Source organism: Neisseria sp. HMSC055H02 (assembly GCF_001813335.1).
Classification (GTDB): Bacteria; Pseudomonadota; Gammaproteobacteria; order Burkholderiales; family Neisseriaceae; genus Neisseria; species Neisseria sicca_C.
Window position 1 is genome coordinate 12,617 of record NZ_KV812126.1, and the last position, 23,057, is coordinate 35,673.

Consider the following 23,057-nt stretch of genomic DNA (forward strand, 5'->3'; position numbering starts at 1 on the left):
CCGGTTTTTTTGCGTTTTCGGCGCACGCGGAGCAGTTGACCTTTCCGCAATACGCGGCGTTGGTTGAGAAACACGCAGCGGCGCAGGGGTTGGATAAAAATTTGGTATGGGCGGTCATCGGGCGTGAGAGCGCGGGCAAGCCTACTGCTTTGTCGCACAAAGATGCGCGGGGGCTGATGCAGGTTATCCCGCCGACGGCGGCCAAGATGGGGGTATCGCCCAAAATGCTGTACGACCCCGAACAGAACATCATCGCGGGAACGCGCTATCTGCGGTATTTGAGCCAAATGTTCAGGGGAAATATTGACCTGATTTTGGCCGGTTACAACGCAGGCCCGGGCGCGGTGCAGAAATACAGCGGGATTCCACCGTATGCGGAGACGCGGGCGTATGTGAAAAACGTGAAATACCGCTATGCGAAGTTGAGCGGTAATCCTGCCTATACCCATACGGACAGCGGCACTTTAATGAAAGCGGCTTACAAGCCCAAGCCCGTACCGGCTTCGGTGCAGCCTGCCGTTCAGACGGCCGTGTATGCCCAGCGTCAGAAGCAGTATGCAGAATGGGATATTTTCCAAGAGTTTTAATAGTGCCGGTGTCATGCCGGTTTTTTTGTCCGCCGCCTTTGCGCGGCTTTTTTTGTATGAAGGAATCAAAATGAATGAAATCCAACAACAGCAAACCGGCCATATTGCAGGAAAACCGGCTTCGGTCGGTAAGTGGGCATATCTGCTGCCGCTGGCAGCGTTCGCGCTCTTGTTTGCGGTGGATGCGTACGCGGCAGGTGGCGGCGGTTTGTCCAAGCTCAACTCCGAGGGCAAAGACTGGAGTAAGAACATTTACATCTTTATCGGCACCTGTGCCACCCTTTATCTGTTGTTTGCGGGGGTAAGAATTTGGTCAAACAAAGGCAGTTGGAGTGATTTTGGAGAGGCTTGTTTAAAAGTAATTGTGGTAGCTGCTGTCCCGACATTAGTTACTTATCTGTGGTCGCTTTACGGCTCTTGAGGCGGGGTTATGGGAAATAACGACTTTATTGACGTCGATACCGATCTGCCGTCATACAAGGCTTTGGAACGTGAGGCAACATTTTTGGGGATGCCGATGGTGCCGGTGGTTATGTCTGTCGGACTGCCGCTGTTGATAACCATGATGCTGTTGCCTTTCTTTCAGGCCAAGGCTTTTCTACTGCTGCTGTTTCCGCTGCCGGTTTTGGCTTTTATCTATACGCAGACACAACAGGACGACAAGGCTTTACGCATTATCGGCCTTTCAACTTTAAGTGTATTGCGCCGCCGCAATTACCGGCTGTTTGGCAAGACCAATACGGTTTTAGGCAGCAAATACGGAAGACAACGAGATGATTACAAACGATTTTTTGAGCAAGATTCTAAAGCGGCAACGCGGTCAGGAAGATAGCCTTCCTCGTTATAAGCAGCATATCAGCGAAAATGTGGTATTGCTGGAAAACAACCGCGTCGCGTTTACCTTTCGCCTCGAAGGGAGGCATTTTGAAGGTGTCAACGACCGCAATATTGTGTTGCAGTATCTCAATCTGAATCAGACTTTGGCAGCTGTCGGCAAAGAAAAAGGCAGCCGCCTCGCGCTCTGGTTGACACACCATCGCAAGCGTATCGATTTGAATCGGGAATACAGCTTCAATACCCTGTTTACGCAGACGTTTTATGAGCGTTATATGGAAAAAATCCGGCAGGACAGGTATTTTGAAAATATCTACTACATTACCTGTGTTCTCAAGTATGAAGACATCGATGATGCGGTAGCGGAAGCGGAAGAACTGATTGCGAAGCTGCGCGAACACTTGGAGGAATACGATCCGTATGTTTTAAAGGTGTACAAAAACAGTAAAGGTATTTTGTTTTCCGAGTTTTACGAGTTCATCGGGATGCTGTGCAACGGCACTTACGAGCCTATTCCCTTGGGTACGGCAAATGCCTACCGCACGATTCCGTCAGCCAACCTGCATTTCGGCGCGGAGCTGCTGGAAATGCGCAGTTCGGACAAAACCCGCTATGCCACGCTATATGACTTGAAAGAGTTTGGACAAACCAAACCCAAGATGCTGACAGATACGCTTTCGCTGCCTTGCGAGTTTGTGTTTACCCAAAGTTTTACCTACATCCGCCAAGCGACGATGATGAAAAAAATCGACGACCAGCTCAACAAACTTGAGTCGGTTGACGATCAGGCAACTTTTCAGCATGACGAGCTGACTGAGGCCAAAGGACATATGGCATCCGGGGAATTGATGTTTGGCGACTATCATGGTGCTTTGGTCGTGTTTGGCGATACGCCGAAAGAGGCTTATTCAAACGGCCAAACCGTTTCCGCCCGTTTTCTCAATACGGGCGGTTTTCGTTTTGTCCGCGCCTCTTTATCGGCGGAGTTTACTTTTTTCAGCCAGTTTCCGGCCGCTTCGGTCAAGCCGCGCCCGTTTCCCAAGGCGACAACCAATTTGGCCGCATCATTTCCTATGTTCAATTATGCACACGGCAAAAGCAGGGGCAATCCGTTGGGAGACGGCTCTGCCGTAATGCCGCTGAAGACCGACGGCGGCACGCTGTATGACTTTAACTTCCATTACACCGACCCTAAAGAAATTGTTGTCAATGGAGAGTATCCTGCCGGGCATACGCTGATTTTGGGTAAAACCGGCACGGGTAAAACCGTTACAGTAGCGGCGTTGTTGAGCTTTGCCGAGCGGTTCAACCCTTTTATTTTTGCGATGGACAAAGACAAGGGATTGGAAATTTTTATCCGCGCTATCGGCGGCACATACTTTGCGCTTGATGCGGGTGTTCCGACAGGGTTAAATCCGTTCCAGTGGCCTGATTCGCCGAGACTACGCGATTTCCTGTATGACTTGGTAGGTTCATGCGTGCGTCAGGGGCATAAGGAAAATACGGCGGAAGAGACAAAACAGATTCAGATGGCGGTGGATACCGTTATGAATTTGGATTTCCAACACCGCCGCATGGGTGCGCTGCTGCACTCCATCCCACCCAGCTCTGAAGAAAACAGTCTGCTGACACGCTTGGAAATTTGGTGTGGCAAAGGCCGTTTTGGTTGGTGTTTCGACAATCCGTCAAACCTGTTCAATCCCGATGAGTTTTTCCGCGTCGGCTTTGACTTGACTGACATCCTGAAAACCAACTACCGACCGACCGAGCCGCTGCTTGCCTGCCTGTTCTACATGAAAAACATCATGCTGGATCGAGTGGCAAAAACCAGAAGCGCGTTGTTTACCGTGGTAGAGGAGTTTTGGCTGCCTGCGTCGTATCCGACGACTGCCCGCTTTATTCTCGATGGCCTGAAAACCGACCGTAAATTGGGCGGCCTACTGGTTTTGCCGACGCAATCGCCAAAAGATGCCATCGATTCGCCTATCTTCGATACGGTAGTAGAGCAGACCGTAACCAAAATTCTGCTGCCCAACCCGGCTGCCGAATACGAAGGCAATTACTCGCGCATCGGCCTGACGGAAAAAGAGTTTAGGGAAATGGTGAGATTGGGCGAAAAAAGCCGCACATTCTTGGTTAAACAAAACATGGGCAGCTCGCTGGCCAAGCTCAACCTGCAAGGTATGGATGAGGAAATCGCTGTTTTGTCGGGCAACTCCGCCAACGTGCATATCATGCACGAAGCCATGAAATCATGCGGCAGCGAAAAACCCGATGACTGGCTGCCGGTATTCCAGCAGATGCGTCGGGAAGCGCATGCAAGGCAGAAACAGGCCGAGAGCCTACTGGCTGTCTAAATCCGGCAACAGGCCGTCTGAAACGTTCAGACGGCCTTTTTTGCTTCCGGCCGCAATGCGGCTTTATTTTATCTTTGCAAGGAGACGATTCATGAAATCCAAATTCAGACAATCCGCCGCTGCGGCGGTACTTTCCGCCGTATTGGCATTGGGAACAACCGTTCCGGCAGTTGCGGGCGGCATCCTTACGTATGACGGCGCTGCGGTGGCGCAGGCCATTAAGCAGGGTATCCAAATGAAACAGCAGATTGACAACCAGCTTGATCAGATCAAGCAGCTCAAAGAGCAAGTCAAGGCGCTGACCGGCTCGCGCAATCTTGGGCAAATTGCTAAAAACGATTTGTTGAACCAAGTGCCTGACGAATGGAAGGGTATTTACCGGGATATAAAAGACAAAAACTACAAATCCCTGACCGACAAGTCCGCCTATAAAACAGACGGACACAGACAGTCGCTGGTTGATACTTACAACCATGCCTATGAAGCTATTGTAAATACGCAAACGCGCGTTAAGGAGTTGAATGACCTGATGCGGCAAATCAACCTTACGCAAGATGCGAAGGCTGCCGCAGATCTGCAAAACCGCATCGCTATTACGCAGGGGCAGATTGCCAACAGTCAGGTTGCCTTGGATTTGGCTGACCGACTGGCCAAACAGGAGGAAAAAATCCGCGCCGCGCAGCAGCAAAATATCATTTCCTGCCAAATCACGGCCAAATCCAAAGCCGACCGTAAAGCCTGCGGTACGATCTGACAGCGTTTGCCAACCTACAGCCGCCGCCTTGCCTCCGGCAAAGTGGCGGCTTTTGACGAAATGAAAAGTTATGGCTGAAAAATCAACATTTTTTGTGGATATGACGCAGTTTATTACCGACAATATGGGCAGCAATCTGTTTGATACGGCAAGCAATCTGATTTCCAATGTCACTCCGGTTTTTTCCACCATGTTCGGTATCTACCTGCTAATGATAATGGTTTCGTATTGGTCGGGCGGTGGCTTGGACGAGATGTTTGTCGATTTTCTTAAACGCATGATAACCATGACGTTTTTGGTTACTTTGGCATTCAACGCTTCTTATTATGCAGAACTTGCCAACTTAATTTATGTCCTACCTGATGACTTGGCAAAAGCTCTGAGTAATACTGATTATGCCGGTGGCGCATTGGATAAAGTCATGGATGACACCAATGTCGCGGTGGAAACGCTGGAGCTTCAAAAAAATAAACTAGATTTCTATGAAGTCGGACCGATTTGGACTTATATCATTGCCATTTGGCAGCTTAAGATAGCCATGATGATTTTACTGGGTGTCATGTTTGCCTACTACATTTTGGCTAAAGTCTCACTGGCAATGATTTTAATGATTGGTCCGGTGTTTATCGGTTTCGGTATGTTTCCGGCAACAAGACAGTATGCAATGAACTGGGTCGGGCAATGCCTGAACTATATTTTCAATGTTGTTTTACTGGCTGTCATTGGGTCGATGATGTTGAAGTTTACCTCCATCTTCATCGACCTTGTGGGTGTCGACAACATTGGTGCTGCCCTTGCTACGGGAACCGTGCTGCTGTTTACGCTGATTGTTTTCGTTTTGCTGATTTGGATGACTCCGCAGATTTCTTCTGCACTTACCGGCGGTAGTGCGCTTCAGGGGGCAATGCGGACTGTTTACAGTATGGCGCGGCAGTCATTGTCCAAAGCCGGTTATGGCGCAAACAAAGCCAAGGGTTATGCAGGAAAAAAATACAATGCATTAAAAGACAAGTTGCGGGGAAACGGTATCAAACCGGGTAGATAACTTAGCCACGGAGGTTTAATTATGGATCATAATGATGTAAGAAAAGGCATTCTGCAGGCCAATATGATAGAGCGCAACAGCGGTCTGTTATCGGCAGAAATGACCATAGTACCGTTTGTAGCTGCTATTTTTGCAGCCAATGCAGCTGAAAACAGCCTGCTCAGCTTTTTTCTGTTTTTTGTTGTCGGCATTTCAAGTTTTGTATTTTTCCTTTGGTGTTCCGAATACAGGGCACCACGTTTTTGGATGGCGGTATTTTTCAGCGGAATTTGGGCGTATGTAACTTGGAAATTTGTTGGTTTCTTTATGCCCAATCTGCCCCCTCCGTCTGCCCCATTTACCCATACTGTTCTCCATTACACTTTTCAAGCTGTTCCTGCAATCATTGCATTTCTTGTTACCATGCTCAACCATCATGTTGATTTTGAGTGGATGGACGATGTTTTCGGTAAAGCAAAATAAGGATATTACCAATGTTATTTAAATTTAAAACAGCCGCTGCCGTATCGGCTGCCGCTTTTTCCATGCTTACGGGCTGCGCCGAACTAAACAGCGGTTTGGCGCAGATCAACGATGCGCTCGGCAGCGTCAACAGCACGCTGTCGGGGACTCCTACTGGCGGTCAGACCGGCGGACAACGTTTACCCGACAAAGAGACTGCAACATATGCTTTGCGCAATATGCAGTTATCCAAGACGGAAACCGGTTTGGAGAGAATGTTCCTCCTGACAGGCGAAGCCTATAACAAGACATCGCGCTCCATCAGCCTTGTTATTTCAATGCCCATATATAATAAAGACGGCTTTTATTCCCATCCGCTGATTGGGGAGGTTCTCAGTATCCCGCCGCACGAAAAAACCAAAATCCATATTGACGGCAGATCCCAATTATCCAAACAGGCGCGGGTAGATACCTCAAAATTTGAGGTTACTGTCCGCAAATACTGATTTTTTATTTTCCCCATTAAAACGCTCCCTTTTCCGGGAGCGTTTTTTGTTTTGGAGCTTTGCAATGAAAACCACCGCTTTAATTCTGATGGCGGCCGTATTGGCAACGGCCTGCTCGCACACACCCAAAAAGCCCTCCGGTCAGGCTTTTCCGATTAACACGACTTATCAGACAGGCAGATAAATATGAAGCTATTCGGCAGAAAAAAAGCAGCTGAGCAGGCTGCTGTTGCGCACAAAGAAGAAAAACCCAAGTCCCCTTATAAGGAAGGCAACGAATTTATCCAAGCAGCCGCCGATTTTGAGAAATCGGAAATCGACAATGTCAAAAAACGGGAAAAAATCGCCTGGACTGTAACCGGTGCTGCCGCCTTGGTTGCCGTTGCCGCTGTTTTTACCGTCGCGGCCATGCAGCCGCTTGTTCGGGTTGAGCCGTATATCCTGCTGGTGGATTCCAATACCGGCAAAACCAATGTGATTACCACGCTGGAGCATCAGACGGTAGATAACGACAAAGTGCTGAACAAGCATTGGTTGGGCAGGTATGTTGTCAACCGTGAAGGTTACGATTGGTACACCATCCAAGACACTTACGATACCACTATTGCCATGAGTTCGCCGCAGGAGCAGGCAAGATATTCCAAACCGTATCAGGACGGTGTCGGCCCGGATAAAATCTTAAAAGAGGATTTCCGCGTCAAGGTTGAAATCAAGTCCATTTCGTTTGTTGGAGAAACAGCTCAAGTTCGCTTCAGTAAAACCAAACTGCCGGTCAATCCCTCTTCGGGTGTCCAGCCTATTACCGAGCATCAGATTGCCACCATTGCCTACCATTATGACAACCCGCCAACAAAAGAAGAGGAGCGGGATTACAATCCCGTAGGCTTTATCGTCGATTCCTATCAGGTTGAAGTGGAGAATGTCCAGTCATGAACATGAAAAAAGCCTATCTTTTAACCGGCCTTGCTGCCGGTTTTTTTGCGTTTTCGGCGCACGCGGCTGCCATCCCCAAGGGTGCGGCCTACGATAAACGCATCCAGTATGTAAACTACAACCCTGACAATGTGGTTGTCATTCGTGCCGAAATCGGCCGTGCGGTACTGGTGCAGCTTGCCCAAGACGAGCGGGTCGAAGGCGAAAACAATGCCATCGTGGCAGGTAATACGGGGGCTTGGAAGCTAAAAACGTCTGGCAACAATATTTTTTTCAAGCCCACAACCGAAACACCTGAAACCAACCTGCTGATTTCCACCAACAAGCGCACTTATGCTTTTGATTTGCGTATGGCAGGCAGAAAGCAGCCGCCTACCTACATCCTGCGTTTCCGCTATCCCGAAGAGGCCGCCCGCCTACGACAGGCCGAAGCACAAAAACGGCAGGAAGCACGCCGGTTGGCCGCAATGCACAGCAACGGCCGACAGGCTTTGTCCGGTGCCAACTACAACTACTGGGCATACGGAGAAAAGACGCTTGCCCCGTCGGGAATGTGGGACGACGGCCGCTTTACCTATCTCAAGTTTGATGATGCCCGTGAGATGCCGACGGTATTCAAAGTTTCCCCCGACGGTACGGAATCCACCGTCAATACGCATATGGAGCAAGACACGCTGGTCGTTCACGATACTTCCGCGCTTTATTACCTGCGTTTGGGCAAAAAAGTGTTAGGTGTAGAAAACCGCAGCTACGACAGCAAGGGCAAATTCAATTATCGGGGTACGACCGTTGCCGGTGCCGTGCGTATGAAAAAAGGAAAGTAAACCATGAATCTGAATCCCAACAAACAACCTGACGAGTACGATGACGGCAGCCAAGGTTCGATTGAGCCGTCTGAAAACAGCCTGACGGCGCAAACACGCCATAACGAAGACTTCCGGCCGCATCAGAACCTGAAAGACTCCTTACCCGGCAGCGAGGCCGAACGCGGCATTCCGCAAGATTTGAGCGTGCGGAAAATCTCCACCATGCAGAAAGTCGGTATGCTGGTAGTCGGGATTTTCGGCGTCGGCTTGGTGGTTGCCGGTGTTGCCCGATACGGACAGGACTGGTTTAAGAAAGAACCCAAGCCCGAGCAGTTTCAGACGGCCTCAGAGGGAGGGCAGAAACACGACTTCGGCAGAAGCCAGCGCGAAGTGTTGGATGAGAAAGCCAACGAGATGCCCGAAGTAGTGGCAGCATCCGAGCCTGAAGAGAAAAAAGAACCCGAAACAATGCCGCAGGAAGAAACACCCGAAAATGCACCTGCTCCGGCTGTGGTCGAACCGCCGCCTGATTTGCGCCTGACCAGCCCGTTGACGTTTGACAAAGACGGAGGAACGGCCGACAGGCTGGCGGCGGGCGGAGCAGACGGCAGCGCAGCCTTGACGCAGGCTTCCCCTTATCCTACAGCCTTTCCCGACAGCGACAGCTCTCTTGGCGGAGCAGGCGGCCAAAGCCAGCAAAAAGGTTTGGCAGGCCGTCTGAATGCGTCGGTATTCACACCGGGCAGCGCAGCATTGCGCGGCAATATGGATTTCCTGTTGGGGCGTACAACCGGCATTTCCTGCTCATTGATGACGCGTATTGTTACTACCTATCCGGGCATTACCAAATGCCAAGTCATGAATGACGTATATTCGGCCAACGGCAAAGTATTGCTGGTGGAAAAAGGGTCTGTCATCCACGGCGAGCAGCAGTCTGCCCTGACGCACGGACAGGCGCGGGTTTTTGTTGCATGGACAACCATCGAAACGCCCAACGGCGTAAGCGTCAGCATCGACAGCCTCGGTGCAGATCCGTTGGGCGGCTCCGGCCATCCGGCCAGAATCAACAGCCATTTTTGGCAGCGCATCGGCGGCGCGGTCATGATCAGCATGGTGGACGACACCATCAATGCCTACGGCCGCCGCAGCAGCAACAAAGGTTCGTCCAACAACGTATCGTTTGAATCAACAACCGAAGCGGCGCAGGATATTGCTACCGAAGTGCTGAAAAACAGCATCAACATTCCTCCTACCGGCTACGTCAACCAAGGCGAGCGGATTATGGTGTATGTTGCCCGCGACGTGGATTTCAGCAATGTTTACGAACTTGTCCATACCGATTAACCAAACGCCGCCCCGATACGGGGCGGCATTGTTTTGGCAGAATACATGAGCGAATTTCACAACGACGTAACCGCCCGCAACTTGCTGGACAAATTGGGCGTTACAGAAAAACTCAACCGGCCGGGCATTACCGAAGTGCTGATCAACCGCAGCGGCGAAATGTTTACCGAAGACAGCAGCGGCTTTACCCGTTACGAAAGCGAAGTCCTGACGCTGGACAACCTTAAGCAACTGGGCAACGTGTTATGCGTTTTCAACGGTAAAGCGCTGACTGTGAAAAATCCCATCCATTCCGTAACCCTGCCCGACGGCGAGCGCGGGCATATCATGATGCCGCCCTCGTGCGAAGACGGCACAATGGTTTTTGCCTTCCGCAAACCGTCATCCAGCCGCTTCAGCTTGAGCGATTATCTCGATACCGGCCGTCTGCAAAATTTCAGCGACGTTTCCGCCTACGGCGTGCCTGAGCGGCGCACGACAGCGGAGATCGAAACAGACAGCCGTTACGTCCGCGACGTATGCGACAAAATGAAACTGCCGCACGATGTGAAGCTGGCCGACTGGCAGTACAAAATGCTCGATTACAAAGCAAACGGCGATTTGGCGGCGTTTTTTCAGGAGGCTGTCAAACGCAGGCTCAATATCTGCATGGTTGGCGGTACGGGTTCGGGCAAAACCACCTTTACCAAAGCCCTTGCCGACTTGATTCCGGCGCAAGAGCGCTTAATCACGATTGAAGACACGCACGAACTGTCTTTGCCCAACCACCCCAACCATGCCCATCTTTTTTACAAAGAACATATTACGGCCAAGATGATTGTTGCGGCCTGTATGCGTCTAAAGCCTGACCGTATCTTCCTGACCGAGCTGCGCGGCGACGAAGCATGGGATTATCTTTCCGCACTCAATACCGGCCATCCGGGCGGCCTGACCTCCGTACACGCCAACGATGCTAGAAGTGTACATTACCGTATTGCCCAGTTGGCAATGGAGTCTCCGGCGGGGCGTTCGATGGAACACTCCTACATCCTCAACACCGTCCGTGCCACCATCGACATCGTCTGCTACTTCGAGAAAACCCGCATGACCGAGCTGTATTTTGATCCTGTTGAAAAATACTACGCCATGCGCGGCAGGGCATAGGCAGCGCAACACCAAAGGCCGTCTGAACGTTCAGACGGCCTTTCTTTTAACCTAAAAAGGGCTTTATCATGCCATACGTCAACAAAATCGAAATCATGGGTAATTTGGGCAAAGACCCCGAACTGCGTTATCTGTCCGACGGCAAAGCGGCCACTAAAATCCAAGTGGCCGTATCCGAAAAGTGGACGGACAAGGCCACGGGCGCACAGAAAGAACACGTCGAGTGGGTGCCGGTATTGCTTTACGAGCGGCTGGCCGAAACGGTGTGCCGCTACATGAAATCGGGCGACACCATTTTGGTGTACGGCAAAATCCGTACGCGCCCCTATACCGGCCGCGACGGCATCGAACGCCATATTACCGAAGTCATCGCCTCGGAAATGCAGATTATCCGCACGCGCGAAGCGCAGGATGCGGCCGTATCCGACGGCGTGCACGACATGATGCGGTAAGGCCGTCTGAAGCGTTTCAGACGGCCTTTTTTGTTTGTTCAAACGGTCTTTGGAGAGGCGATACATGAAACGGAATTATTTGGCCGTGTTCGGCGTAACCGGCGTGCTGACGGCGGCGGCCGCGTGCGGCGGGATGTACTTGGGCGCGGTGGTGTACACGCAATGGCTGGGTTTGAAAACCGAGCCGTCCGTGATGCTGCTGCCTGCCTATTGGGCGCATTCGGCGCGGCTGCCTGCGGCCATGATGCTGCCTTTGCAGGTTTCGACGGCGTTGGCCGCCGCGATTCCGCTGGTGGTATCGGTGTTGTCGCTGGTGGCGGTGTTTGCCAAGCCGCGCCGCGAGCTGCACGGTTCGGCACGCTTTGCCAACCGCAGCGAGATTAAAAAAACCGGCCTGCTCAAAGAGAAGTTTCAGCCCGAAGACGCGCCGGATTTGCTGGTGGGCAAATACGGCGGGCAGTTTCTGCGCTGGAGCAGCAAAGAGTTTGCCTATTTGGCCGCGCCGACCCGTTCGGGCAAGGGTGTGGGCATCGTGATTCCCAACCTGCTGCATTATCGGGATTCGGTGGTGGTGTACGACCCGAAAATGGAAAACTTCTTAATCACGGCGGGCTTTCGTGCCAAACACGGGCAGGAGGTGTTTTTGTTCAATCCGGGCGGGCGGATGCCCGAACACGAGCGCAATCCCAATGCGCCGCTGGTCAGCCACCGCTGGAATCCGCTCACTTATGTGCGCCGCAATCCGACCTATACCTACAAAGACGCTTTGGGCGTAGCTGCCATCATGTATCCCGATCCGGTCAATGCGGGCGGCAGCGCGATGTTTTTCGCCGAAGCCGCCCGCAAGCTGTTTGCCGGTTTGTTGATGTATCTGATTGAAACCGAGCCGGAGCGGGATTTGGGCCTGCTGGAAAACCGCACCACGATGGCCAACCTGTTCCGCCTGTGCGCCCCGACAAACGGCAAAACGCTGTCGGAATGGATACGCGACGAAATCGAGCTGCGCTCCCGTTCGCCGCAGGCGGCATTGAGCGGCAACTGCATCACGCTTTTGTCCGACTTTGCCAACGGCAACGCCAAAACGGGCGCGGATATTGTGGCCACCGTAACCGCGCCTTTGTGCATCTTCATCGATCCCGTGGTCGAAGCGGCCACCGGCGGCGATGATTTCCGTTTGGACGACGTGCGCAAAAAGCGCATGACGGTTTATTTGGGCGTGCTGCCTACCGAAACCGCCGTTTTTGCGCGGCTGACCAACTTGTTTTTCAGCCTGTTGGCCAACGTCAACGTTTATCAGGGTTTGCCGGAAAACAACCCGGGCATTTTGAAATACCAGTGCCTGATGCTGATGGACGAATTTACCGCGCTGGGTGTCGTACCCGCTATCGAACACGGCGTGTCGTACCTTGCCGGTTACAACATGCGGCTTTTGCCGATTTTCCAAACGCCCTCGCAGATGGAAAAGCTGTATCAGAAAACCGGTCAGCGCACGTTTTTTACCAACTTCGGCTGCCAAATCGTATTTCCGCCGCGCGACCAGTCGGATGCGGAGGAATACAGCCGCCTTGTGGGCTATCAGACTTTCAAAGCCAAATCGTCGTCGCGTTCGCACGGCAAAAGCAGCAGCCGCAGCAACAGCGTGAGCGATCAGAAACGCGCGGTCATGAATCCCGACGAGCTGAAAATGATGCCCAAAGAAGACTGCATCATCAGCTTGGGCAGCAGCAGGCCGATATACGCGCAAAAGATTGTGTACTGGCAAGACCCCGTGTTGTCCAAACGCGCCAACCTGACGCTGCCGGAAGTGCCCGTGTTGCAGCTTGACGCGCCCAAACGGGCGGCACCGCAGGCAGCAGTCAAGGCCGAATACCTCGCGCCCGAAGAGTTGGACGGCTTTCATTGGCAGGACGGTGCCAACGCCGAAGACTTCGCCCGTTCGATTTTGGCCGCAATTGTGCCGCCGGGCAGTCCGCCGGAGTATGTGGCCGAACTGGTGCCGGTGGTGGCGCAGAACTGGGGCGAAGGCAGCCTGCCCGTGATTGCCGCAATCCTGCAGGACACCGCAGGCATCAATCCTACCGACCTGCCGCAGACGGCCTGATTTTCCGTTTCAGACGGCCTCCGCTTCATGCGGCGGCCGTTGTTTTTTGTGAGGAGACAACATAATGAGCAACCGCGACGAAATCGAAAAAGCCCTAAGCTACATCGAGCCGCACGACCGCGACGTGTGGGTCAATACTGCCTATTCGCTGAAACACGAGCTGGGCGAAGAGGCGTTTGACATGTGGGACAGATGGTCGCAGCAGTCCGACAGCTACAGCAGCCGCGACGCACGCAGCGTGTGGAAAAGCATCAAAAACCCCACCCGCACCATCGCATCGCTGTTTTACGACGCACGCGCCAACGGCTACCGCCCCGACACGCCCTATACGCCGCCTTCGGCCGAAGAGCAGGCACGCCGTCAGGCCGAAGCCGCAGCGGCACGCGAGGCGGCGCAGAGGCAGCAGCAGGAAAACCATCTGCGCGTCAGCAAAACGGCGCAGCGGATTTGGCGCAACGCCGCTCCCGCCACTTTGGCGCATCCCTATCTGGCCGCCAAAGGCATTACCGACCCGGCCGTGTTGGGCGGCATCCGCCAAAGCGAGTATCGGGGCGTACTCAACCTGCAAATCCCCATCTACCGCGACGGCACGCTGTACAACCTGCAATCCATTTCGCCGGACGGCGGCAAGCACTTTCTGAAAGACGGCCTCAAGTCGGGCGGCTACACCGTGGTCGGCGACGCGGCCGATACCGCGCGGGGCATTGTGGTTGCCGAAGGCTTCGCCACCGCCGCCAGCATTCATCAGGCCACCGGCAAACCCGTGGTTGTCGCGTTTGACGCGGGCAATATGGTTACGGTGTCCGAGACGCTGGCCAAAAACCTGCCGCCGGACATCCCCGTAACCATCGCGGTTGACAACGACGCATCCGGCACCGGCTTGGCCAAAGCGCGGCAGGCGGCCGCCCTGTTCGGCGACAGAGCCAAAGCCGTGCAGCCCGAATTTACCATGACGCAGATTCAGCAGTTCCAACGCGAAAACGGCCTCGACAGCCAAGGCCGCCCGAAGCTGCCCAGCGACTTCAACGACCTGCACAAGCTCGCCGGTATCGCGGCGGTCAGGCAGGCGCTGGACGAAGGGGTCAACCTCGCACCGCAGGGCGACGGCTTCGCGCAGGCGGCCGCCGACCAAGCGACCGAGTGGCAGGACAGAATGCAGGCACGCGGACAGCGGAAAAGGCCGTCTGAAAGCGCAACACCCGATATGAAAGGCAATGCAATGGCACAACAAGACACCCCGCGCGAAACACCCGAAGCCGCGCAAACCAACGGCATCGAGTTTGACGGCCGCCGCGCAGAAGTGGAAAAAAACGCCCCCAAGCACGGCGCAGACAGCCCAAACGGCGATACGCCGCGCCCAAAGCAAAGTAGCGGCGTTTCAGACGGCCTCAAACCCGAACAGTCCGAAAAACCCACCCGCGAACCGTCCGCAGCCCCAAAGGGCGAACCCGGCCAAACCGATGCCGCCGCCCTGTTGCAGGGCAGGGATAAAAAAATCGTATTGGATTTGAACTACACCACGCCCGAGAGCCTGCAAAACCGCTATATCACGTTTGAGGGCAGGCTGCTTTCGCCGAGCAGACAATACGCTTCGCCCGACAGCTACCGCACCGTATTGTTTACCGACAAAGGCAACAAACTGACCACCGCCAAATCCGACCTGCAAACCGTCAAAGACATGCTGGAAGTGGCCAAACACAAAGGCTGGGACAGTATCAAAATCAAGGGCAGCAAAGAGTTCAAATCCCTGATGTTTGTGATGGCCGAAAGCCAAGGCATCCGCACTTCCGGCTACAGTCCCAAGCCCGAAGATCTGGCGATGGTGGAGCGTTTGCGTCAAGAGTACGCGCTCAACGGCATCGAAACCGCCCCACGCCAAGAGCGGCGCAGCGGCGTTTCAGACGGTCTGAAGCAGGAGCAGGAACAGGAGCGCAGGCCGTCCGAACAGCCCGGCCGCAGCGGCGATACGCCGGTTTCAGGCAAACCCGACGTAGAGGCCATCTCCAAAGCCGACAAAATGCTGGCGCAAAGCGGGCTGCCCAGCGATGCCGTCATCAACGCATCGCACGAAGCCGACACCCATTTGGGCGCGCCCATGCAGGCCATCGGACAGGGCGAAATCCGAAGCGAAGCCGCCGCAGCGGCCGCGCAAATGAAAGCGGCCGCGCTGCAAACCGGTTACGAATCGGCCAAATCGGTATATACGCGCAAAGCGGAAAAACTCTCCAAGCCCAACAAGCAGCTTTTGGCGTTTCACGAGCGCAGCATGATGGATACCATCAGCGGCCTCAAAGGCGATGCCCGCACGCTGGCTTTGAAAAACTACTACGAGCATACGGCTGAAAAAATGAGCGGCAGCAAGCTGAACCTGCCCAAACCCATGCAGATTCCCGCGCAGGCACAAAGCCCGCAGCAGCAGCGCGACACGCGGGCGCAGGAACGCGGCAACGCACCCGAAATCAGCCGGTAAACGCCAACACACGCCAGCCCAAAGCTTCCCGCTTCGGGCTGGCTGCTTTTTGACAGGGATACCACCATGACCGACCCGAACAAAACAACAAGGCCGTCTGAAGTTTCAGACGGCCTTAATGCCGTGCAGGATGCGGAACAAACCTCTGCCCGTTCCGAGCGTGCGCCGTGGCGGGATTTTCCGCCGCTGATACGCAACGGCACGTTGGCCGAAATGCAAAGCGCCGAAAGCTACCGTGCTGCCAAAGCGGGCAATGGCAAGGCTGCATTGGCTTTGGTACAATCCCTGCTTACCAAACAAACTGTTGATGCAGTTAAAGAAATGGTAGGAGATAAAACACCGCTTATCGTGGGTATCCGGGCAGAGGAATCAGCCGGCCGCAACCGTATTCCTGCCATGATGGCCGAAGTATTGGCCGAACATACCGGTTGGCAAACCGACCGCAGTCTGTATCAGGTCAGTTATGCAGGGCGTACCGGCCGCGACAGCAGTTACCGGCTTGCCTTTCCTGCCATATTTGGCGGCAATGTTCAGTCCGGCCGTGATTACCTGATTGTAGATGACAATTCCACGATGGGTGGCACTATTGCCGGACTGCGGGGCTATATTGAAAACCGTGGCGGCCATGTGCTTGGCGCAGTTGTGATGAGCGCACGCGCTACCGGTCTAAATATTGTACCGACACAAAAACAGCTTGACGAAATCCAAAGAAAACACGGAGACGCACCTAATGACTACTGGCTACAAACCTTCGGCTACAGCATCGACCAACTCACTCGAGGTGAGGCAGGCGCAATTCGATCATCCCCGACTTTTGACGCCATCCGAGATCGAATCGCTCAAGCAAGACTTCGAGAGCTTTCACGAGTGGGCAAAAGAGGAACTGCGCAGGAATCCCATGAAACTACGCGACCGCAACACGGAGCAGAACGCCCCAAAGTTACCCAAGGCGTAAAGCCGTCAGATTCTCCAACCCAAGCCGCCGCACAAGATGCAGCGGCTTTTTCTTTGTCCGGCGGTACGCCGCGCCCCGTGCAGGAGCAAATGATGAGTAAAGCGCAACAGTTACAGCAGACGGCTGTTGATTATGTACTGCGGCAAAAGGCAGATTTTATGGAGGGCGGCTTGGATTTCCGCAATATGGATACGGCTGTGGCCGCGCAATACGGGCAGGCATTGGCGCATCGCACGATGACCAGCACGCTGTCCGACATGCTCAAGCAAAACGCCCAAGCAGGCCGGACGATTGATGCCCGCCATTACTTTATGATGCAAGACATCAAACAGTTTGAACAGGCAGGTATTTTGGTATCCGAACCCAATAGCCGCAACGGTTGGGATTACCGGTTTAGTGAAACAGGCCGCGCCTTGACACTAACCTTACTGAACCATCCGATACGGACGGAAAAAACACATCAGGCCGAAAGGCCGTCTGAAACCCGCCCCCAAGCCCCCGACCCTGCCGAACGCCTCGATGCGGCTAAAGCGCAATACCGTGCCCGGACGGCCTCAATGAGTGAGTTGGAACAACGTTGGCAGGCCATGCTGGAGCGTTCGATGGAAAACCTGATTAAAGGTTTGTCGCCGCAAACGCAGATGCTTGCCCGCATCAATTTTTATGAAAACCAAATCAGGCAGCCACAGCCTGAAAGAAGCGCAAATCAGCACGAGCTTAAGTTCGACCGCTGATTTTTTTTTGCCGTTTGAGGCCATCTGAACCTTTCAGACGGCCTTTTTTTGCAGGAGTGAAACATGGACGGAACAGATGCAAACGATACGGCCAAATGCCCGCCGGTGCGGGTATTCGGCCTGAACACCGACGAGCAGGCCGCCCTGCGCGGGCTGGCGCGGCAACGCTTCGGCAAAGCCAGCCTGTCGCTGTTGGCTAAAAAGCTGCTTCAGGCAGAGCTGCAACAGCCTCAAACCGTCGAGCCGCTCAAGCTGCCGCCGCCCAAGTGCGCCCGCCGCATCACGCTGCGGCTGCCCGACAAAGACCGCGCCTATCTCGAAGCGGCGGCGGCCGTGCGGCGCGGCAGCATCAACGACGTAGTGCGCGACATCATCCAGTCGCACATCTACCAACACCCCATGATTTCTGCCCACGAGGCCGACGCGCTGTATCAGAGCAATTACCAGTTGCTGACCATCGGCCGCAACCTCAACCAAATCGCACGCCGTCTGAATGCGGGCGAAAATGCCTCCCTTACCGGCAACGACATTGCCGCGCTCAAAGCCTATATCGACGCGCACACAAGCAAAGTCGCCGCCGTATTGCAAACCCACCGCCGCCGCAAGCGCGGCCACACGACGAGAAAGGCAGCCCATGAGCCTTAACCGCCATGCCGACGACTGGTTTCTCGGCAAAACCCGCGCCGTTTACGGCAAAAAAGACGACCTCGTGCTAGGCAAAGCGTCCAAGCGCGGCGGTAAAACATCAGACGGCCGCAAAGGCGGCAAGTCCGCCCGCCATGCCCCGCCGCCGCCGCTCAAAAGCGGCAGCGCCCTGACCAACCTGAAAGCCGCCGCGCTCAAACATCCCGAAGTGATGGTCAAAATCCCCAAGCGTCTCAGCAACAAATCCAACGGAATGCGCGGCATCCGCAACCATTTGGACTACGTCTCGCGCAACGGCGAAGTAAGTTTGGAAACTTCAGACGGCGAGCGGCTGGAGGGCAAAAAAGCCGTGCGAAGCCTGTTGGACGACTGGCAGAAACTCGGCATTCCCGAAGAGGGCAAACACAAAGAAGCCGTCAATATCGTGCTGTCCATGCCCGCAGGCACGCCGCCGCAAGCCGTGTTAAACGCCGCCCGCACCTTTGCCGCCGAGCAGTTTGGCAACCACCAATACGCCTTCGGCCTGCACCACGAAAGCGAAAAACCCGGCGAACCCGCGCACCCGCATGTGCATCTGTGCGTATTAATCCGCGACGGCTTCGGCCAAAGGCTCAACCCGCGCAAAAACGACCTCTTCGAGTGGCGCGTGCGCTTTGCCGAAAAGCTGCGCGACGAAGGCGTATTGTGCGCCGCCACCAAGCGGCAACACCGCGGCCGGGTGCAAAAGCCCGAAGACGGCATCCAACGCGCCATGCGCCAACGCGGCGCACTCAGCCGCACCGCAAGGCAGCAGGCCAAAGAGCTGATGTCCGCCCTCAAAAGCAGCCAAAGGCCGACGCATCCGTTTTTAAAAGAAACCATGCAGACGCGCGGCATCATCTTGGAGCAATACGGCAAAATCGCCAAAGAGCTGTACAAGATGGGACACAAAACCGAAGCCCGCATTGTCAGCAAACTGGCCAAAGAAACCGCCGCGCAGCCGTTTGACACCCAAGCCCAACAAAGCTACGACCGCCTGCACGGCAACCGCCGCGCCATCAGCCGGATGCAGCAGCGCTTGGACGAAAACAAACCCCAAACCGACATTTCACGCTGATTCAGAAAGGCAGAATCATGAATGCAAAAGAGAAAAACATCGTAGAAATCGACCTTAACGCCATCGTCGCCCATTTGTCCGACACCATCGCATTTACCGGACAGATTTTGAAGGAGCTGCCGCCGTCGGACAAAGCCTCTTCCGTAGGGGCGGTTATCCGTTCCGACATCGAAAGCCTGATAGACATCCTGACTGTCGGCAGCATCGGCGGCGAAGACTTCCGCCACAATCCCGCCTTTGCCCAACTGCTGTCGCTGTGCGGCCGCGCCGACACACTTGGCGGCACGGGCGAAATAACTGATTCAAAAGATTTTCTGACGGCATTAGCCGCCAAGGCCGACTATGGCCACCTGATTTCTCCCGAACGGGAATGTACTGTCCGGCTCAACGACATTGAGCAGCTGGTTGTCCTGAAGGCACACGATTTTGGGATTGAAAACCTTAGTGAAGACGAGCGGCACGAACTCTACAGAATCATTACTGCATTGAAATATTGCATTAATCCGTAAGAGAGACAAACAACATGACTCAAAGCAATGCAATGAAAGGAGACAGCCGGCCATGCGGATGCCCAAGCAATTTACCCTAGACCTGCGCGGCAAGCTCATTTGCGATCTGTTCGCCGGTGGCGGCGGCGCATCCTGCGGCATCGAGCAGGCTACCGGGCTGTATGTCGATATTGCCGTCAACCACGACGCGCAGGCCATATCCATGCACACCGCCAACCATCCGCAAACGCGCCATTTCCAGACCGACGTGTTTGATGTCGATCCGGCTCAAGCCTGCGGCGGCCGCCCGGTCGGGCTGCTGCACCTCAGCCCCGACTGTACGCACCACAGTCAGGCGGCGGGCGGGCAGCCGCGCAGCAATGCCGTCCGTTCGTTAAGCTGGGTCGGCAAACGCTGGGCGGCGCAGGTGCGGCCGGAAGTGATCACGCTGGAAAACGTGAAGCAGATTACCCGTTGGGGGCGGCTGGTGGCCAAGCGCGACAAAGCCTCCGGCCGCGTGATCAAAACCGACGGCACAATCGCGGCCGCCGGAGAGTGCGTTCCCGTGCGGCAGCAATATCTCGTGCCCGATCCCAAACGCACGGGAGAGCGCTGGCAAAAGTTCGTGCACGAATTGGAAAAACTGGGCTATGCCGTCGAATGGCGCATCTTGTGTGCGGCCGACTACGGCGCACCCACCACCCGCGAGCGGCTGTTCATGGTGGCACGGCGCGACGGGCTGCCGATTGTATGGCCGGAACCCACCCATTTCAGACGGCCTGCCAAAGGCCAAAAGAAATGGCGCGGCGCGGCCGGGTGCATCGATTGGACGCTGGCCGGAAAATCCGTGTTCGACCGTCCCAAACCGCTGGCCGAAAACACCCTGAAACGCATCGCCAAAGGCATTAAAAAGTTTGTGCTGGACAACCCGCAGCCCTTTGTTACCGGCACCCGCGCAGCCGTATTAATCAATGCCGCGCACGGCGAAGGCAGCGGCGCAAGCAGGCGGCGGGGTATCGGCAGCCGCGACATCACACAGCCCGTCGGCACGGTAACGGCCTCCGGCAACGGCGGCCACGCCCTTGCCTGCGCCTACCTGATGCAGGCCAACGACGGATTCAACAGTACCTTCGGGCGCGATGCGGCCGAACCGCTGACCACCATTACCAACAGCGGCAGCCAGCAGCAGCTTATTTCCGCCTGCTTGATCCGGCAGTTCGGCGCAAGCACAGGCAGCGACATTTCCGAACCTGTCGGCACGGTCATGAGCGACGGCGGAGGCGGCAAAACCTCGTTGGCCGTGTGCGAACTCGGCAGCGCAAAAGAACGCGCCCTGCGCGTAGCCGATTTTTTGATCCGTTACGGCGAAGGCTTTTCAGACGGCCTTGACACGGAAGGCCGTCTGAAAACGGTAACGCTGCATATCGGCGGCGAACCCTACTACATTACCGACATCACGCTGCGGATGCTCGAACCCAAAGAGCTGTACAAAGCCCAAGGTTTTCCCGACAGCTACATTTACGACCGCGACGGCAGCGGACGGCCGCTGACCAAAACCGCCCAAGTAAGAATGTGCGGCAATTCCGTATCGCCGCCGCCGATGGCCGCGCTGATACGGGCAAACTACCGCCCCGAAGAAGCATTGGACGAACAACAGGCGGCCTGACCGCCCATGACATCAAACAGCCTGCCGCCACACAGATACCGTGTGGCGGCAGGCTGTTTTTTTACGTCCGCACCCCACAAACCGGCCAAATAGGGTGGACAATTTGCATATGGACAATTAAAGCTTGAAAAGGCCGTCTGAAACGGCATGCCCGCCGTTTCAGACGGCCTTAAGCGTTCGACGGTTAATAATGGTATCGGCATTGCGCGACAAACAATGTATCGCCGCGTACCTGATAGACCAAGCGATGCTCCAAATCAATCCGCCTCGACCAAAACCCCTGCCAGTTATGCCGCAGCGGTTCGGGTTCGCCCAAGCCCTCAAACGGATGGCGCATAATGTCTTTAATCAGCAGATTGATGCGTTTCAGAGTCTTTTTGTCTTGGGTTTGCCAGTATAGATAATCCTCCCAAGCATAGTCTGCCCACGCCAAGATCATGATTCTGCCAAGCCGCGTTCAACCGCCAGCCCCTGCCGGATTTGTTCGACAGCCTGATTCAATCGTTGCGCGTTTTGGGGGCTTGCCGTCAAATAGGCCGTTTCTTCATAGGAATGGAAATCCTCCAAACTCATCACAACCGCAGGTTTGCCGTTTTGCCGGGTAATCAAAACAGGCCGATGGTCGTCGGCCACTTTATCCAATGTCCCCGCCAGCTCGGCACGAAACGCGCTGTAAGTCATAACATCCATTACGATACTCCTTAAATAGGTACGCATTATTGTACAACTATTGCGTATTTCAAACCATCTTGCCTTTGATGGACAGGTGGTTTTTTCACGCCCGTCTGCCAAACAGCCCGCCTGCCAGACAACAGCCCCGCTGCAAGACAATAGCAATCTGCTATAAAAAATGCCCGCCGTAGGGGGCAAGTGAAAAACAGGCATGGCGGTTTTGCAGGCTGCCGCAGGTGCCGGAAAAGCCGCCTAAGTCTGTTTTTCACTTGGGGGCGTGGGGCCGTTTCGGTCGAACCCTGAGAGACGGTAACGGGGCTGTGGCGGGCATTTTTCCATGCCAAAGGCCGTCTGAACAGCCGAAAACGGGCGAAAATTAAACGCAAATTAACTTTTAATTTACCTAAATTAATTGTTTTGCGGTTGGTTTTCGCCCGTTTTTTGTATCATTTATACAACCAAATCATCAGGCCGCTAGATTTTCGGCTTCATATTGCGCTGTGATTCGTCTGAAATCCCTCATATCCGATATGATGTTATCGTTAATATACAGATGGCTATCGATGGCATTGATATAAAAATCCACTTTAGCCGACGGGTATAACGCATAAATTTCACTTTCCAAATTCCACAAAATAACCGCCTGTCTGACGTTGCCCAAATGCGGACAATGATTATGAGCGCGTACCAACTCCCAAATTTCATCATCATAATTACCGTTGCCACCCAATTCTTCTAAAATTTCGCACCAGTTGTAAAAATTGTGGGATACGTCATTGTAAGATTCAAACATTTCTTCATCTCCCGTTTGCGGCCGCCGTTCAGACGGCCTTTGGTCTGTTTTAGCGGCCAAGATTGGAAATCGCGCCGATCTGCCCTATGTATAAATTCAGCCGTTTGTTTTTTAGCAGCTTGTGCCGCCGGTATTGTCGCTCCGCCTCTCTGCGGGTGTAGCCACTAAAAACCATCGCGCCATATGCGCGGCCGCTTTTGTCGTAAGCGTTGATTCGGTAATTTGCCATTATCTT

At 54.4% G+C, this 23,057-nt stretch carries 24 protein-coding genes; 20 read left to right on the forward strand and 4 right to left on the reverse strand.

The genetic code is table 11. The annotated features are described in order from the left end of the window. The first annotated feature begins 35 nt into the window (after positions 1–35). The 20 genes from HMPREF2907_RS10625 (at position 36) to HMPREF2907_RS10720 (ending at position 21,357) form a co-directional block, all read left to right on the forward strand. Positions 36–587 (forward strand): lytic transglycosylase domain-containing protein, encoded by a 552-nt coding sequence (locus HMPREF2907_RS10625; RefSeq protein WP_070682738.1) that lies wholly within the window; start codon positions 36–38, stop codon positions 585–587. Between the two features lie 70 nt (positions 588–657). Beyond that, positions 658–1,008: a TrbC/VirB2 family protein gene (locus HMPREF2907_RS10630; protein ID WP_039855257.1), complete on the forward strand. Its 351-nt coding sequence runs from the start codon at positions 658–660 to the stop codon at positions 1,006–1,008. Between the two features lie 9 nt (positions 1,009–1,017). Further along, entirely contained in the window at positions 1,018–1,419 is a 402-nt protein-coding gene (locus HMPREF2907_RS10635) for a VirB3 family type IV secretion system protein (protein ID WP_070682661.1), read from the forward strand. Continuing rightward, positions 1,361–3,778, forward strand: coding sequence for a VirB4 family type IV secretion/conjugal transfer ATPase (locus HMPREF2907_RS10640; RefSeq protein WP_070682662.1), 2,418 nt, complete (start codon positions 1,361–1,363; stop codon positions 3,776–3,778). The genes HMPREF2907_RS10635 and HMPREF2907_RS10640 overlap by 59 nt, the downstream gene beginning before the upstream one ends. 91 nt (positions 3,779–3,869) lie before the next feature. Then, positions 3,870–4,532 carry a TrbJ/VirB5 family protein gene (locus tag HMPREF2907_RS10645; protein ID WP_070682663.1) on the forward strand — a complete coding sequence of 221 codons (663 nt, stop codon included), beginning with the start codon at positions 3,870–3,872 and terminating at the stop codon, positions 4,530–4,532. 70 nt (positions 4,533–4,602) lie between these two features. Then, positions 4,603–5,577, forward strand: coding sequence for a TrbL/VirB6 family protein (locus tag HMPREF2907_RS10650; RefSeq protein ID WP_070682664.1), 975 nt, complete (start codon positions 4,603–4,605; stop codon positions 5,575–5,577). Between the two features lie 21 nt (positions 5,578–5,598). After that, positions 5,599–6,039 carry a hypothetical protein gene (locus HMPREF2907_RS10655; protein ID WP_070682665.1) on the forward strand — a complete coding sequence of 147 codons (441 nt, stop codon included), beginning with the start codon at positions 5,599–5,601 and terminating at the stop codon, positions 6,037–6,039. Positions 6,040–6,050: 11 nt separating this feature from the next. After that, positions 6,051–6,524, forward strand: coding sequence for a hypothetical protein (locus HMPREF2907_RS10660; RefSeq protein WP_003740925.1), 474 nt, complete (start codon positions 6,051–6,053; stop codon positions 6,522–6,524). A 186-nt stretch (positions 6,525–6,710) separates the two neighbouring features. After that, the gene (locus HMPREF2907_RS10665) at positions 6,711–7,457 is read left to right on the forward strand and encodes a VirB8 family type IV secretion system protein (protein WP_003740927.1); all 747 of its coding nucleotides are present in this window, start codon (positions 6,711–6,713) and stop codon (positions 7,455–7,457) included. Next, entirely contained in the window at positions 7,454–8,281 is an 828-nt protein-coding gene (gene virB9, locus HMPREF2907_RS10670; RefSeq protein WP_234396304.1) for a P-type conjugative transfer protein VirB9, read from the forward strand. The genes HMPREF2907_RS10665 and virB9 overlap by 4 nt, the downstream gene beginning before the upstream one ends. Before the next feature lie 3 nt (positions 8,282–8,284). Further along, complete coding sequence (virB10, locus tag HMPREF2907_RS10675) at positions 8,285–9,607, forward strand: type IV secretion system protein VirB10 (RefSeq protein ID WP_083310735.1); 1,323 nt, start codon at positions 8,285–8,287, stop codon at positions 9,605–9,607. Positions 9,608–9,652: 45 nt separating this feature from the next. Then, a complete protein-coding gene (locus tag HMPREF2907_RS10680; protein ID WP_070682666.1) occupies positions 9,653–10,750 on the forward strand; it encodes an ATPase, T2SS/T4P/T4SS family in 1,098 nt (365 codons plus the stop codon). A 68-nt stretch (positions 10,751–10,818) separates the two neighbouring features. After that, positions 10,819–11,202 (forward strand): single-stranded DNA-binding protein, encoded by a 384-nt coding sequence (locus HMPREF2907_RS10685; RefSeq protein WP_049222643.1) that lies wholly within the window; start codon positions 10,819–10,821, stop codon positions 11,200–11,202. A gap of 64 nt (positions 11,203–11,266) precedes the next feature. Continuing rightward, entirely contained in the window at positions 11,267–13,303 is a 2,037-nt protein-coding gene (locus tag HMPREF2907_RS10690) for a type IV secretory system conjugative DNA transfer family protein (protein ID WP_070682667.1), read from the forward strand. A gap of 64 nt (positions 13,304–13,367) precedes the next feature. Beyond that, on the forward strand, positions 13,368–15,773 hold the full coding sequence (locus HMPREF2907_RS10695; RefSeq protein ID WP_070682668.1) for an LPD7 domain-containing protein: 2,406 nt from the start codon (positions 13,368–13,370) through the stop codon (positions 15,771–15,773). Between the two features lie 66 nt (positions 15,774–15,839). Beyond that, on the forward strand, positions 15,840–17,462 hold the full coding sequence (locus HMPREF2907_RS10700) for a phosphoribosyltransferase (RefSeq protein ID WP_070682669.1): 1,623 nt from the start codon (positions 15,840–15,842) through the stop codon (positions 17,460–17,462). 63 nt (positions 17,463–17,525) lie between these two features. After that, the gene (locus HMPREF2907_RS10705) at positions 17,526–18,107 is read left to right on the forward strand and encodes a plasmid mobilization relaxosome protein MobC (protein WP_049222646.1); all 582 of its coding nucleotides are present in this window, start codon (positions 17,526–17,528) and stop codon (positions 18,105–18,107) included. Continuing rightward, complete coding sequence (locus HMPREF2907_RS10710) at positions 18,097–19,203, forward strand: relaxase/mobilization nuclease domain-containing protein (RefSeq protein ID WP_070682670.1); 1,107 nt, start codon at positions 18,097–18,099, stop codon at positions 19,201–19,203. Before HMPREF2907_RS10705 ends, HMPREF2907_RS10710 begins: the two co-directional genes overlap by 11 nt. A gap of 17 nt (positions 19,204–19,220) precedes the next feature. Continuing rightward, a complete protein-coding gene (locus HMPREF2907_RS10715; RefSeq protein WP_070682671.1) occupies positions 19,221–19,712 on the forward strand; it encodes a hypothetical protein in 492 nt (163 codons plus the stop codon). 52 nt (positions 19,713–19,764) lie between these two features. After that, positions 19,765–21,357 carry a DNA cytosine methyltransferase gene (locus HMPREF2907_RS10720; RefSeq protein WP_070682672.1) on the forward strand — a complete coding sequence of 531 codons (1,593 nt, stop codon included), beginning with the start codon at positions 19,765–19,767 and terminating at the stop codon, positions 21,355–21,357. A 184-nt stretch (positions 21,358–21,541) separates the two neighbouring features. Here HMPREF2907_RS10720 and HMPREF2907_RS10725 read toward each other — a convergent pair whose 3' ends face one another. The 4 genes from HMPREF2907_RS10725 to HMPREF2907_RS10740 form a co-directional block, all read right to left on the reverse strand. Continuing rightward, positions 21,542–21,796, reverse strand: coding sequence for a Txe/YoeB family addiction module toxin (locus HMPREF2907_RS10725; protein WP_049222611.1), 255 nt, complete (start codon positions 21,794–21,796; stop codon positions 21,542–21,544). After that, on the reverse strand, positions 21,793–22,047 hold the full coding sequence (locus HMPREF2907_RS10730) for a type II toxin-antitoxin system Phd/YefM family antitoxin (protein ID WP_049222610.1): 255 nt from the start codon (positions 22,045–22,047) through the stop codon (positions 21,793–21,795). Before HMPREF2907_RS10730 ends, HMPREF2907_RS10725 begins: the two co-directional genes overlap by 4 nt. A gap of 448 nt (positions 22,048–22,495) precedes the next feature. Then, positions 22,496–22,822 (reverse strand): hypothetical protein, encoded by a 327-nt coding sequence (locus HMPREF2907_RS10735; RefSeq protein WP_070682673.1) that lies wholly within the window; start codon positions 22,820–22,822, stop codon positions 22,496–22,498. Between the two features lie 49 nt (positions 22,823–22,871). Next, complete coding sequence (locus tag HMPREF2907_RS10740) at positions 22,872–23,051, reverse strand: hypothetical protein (protein WP_003740944.1); 180 nt, start codon at positions 23,049–23,051, stop codon at positions 22,872–22,874. Positions 23,052–23,057: the final 6 nt, after the last annotated feature.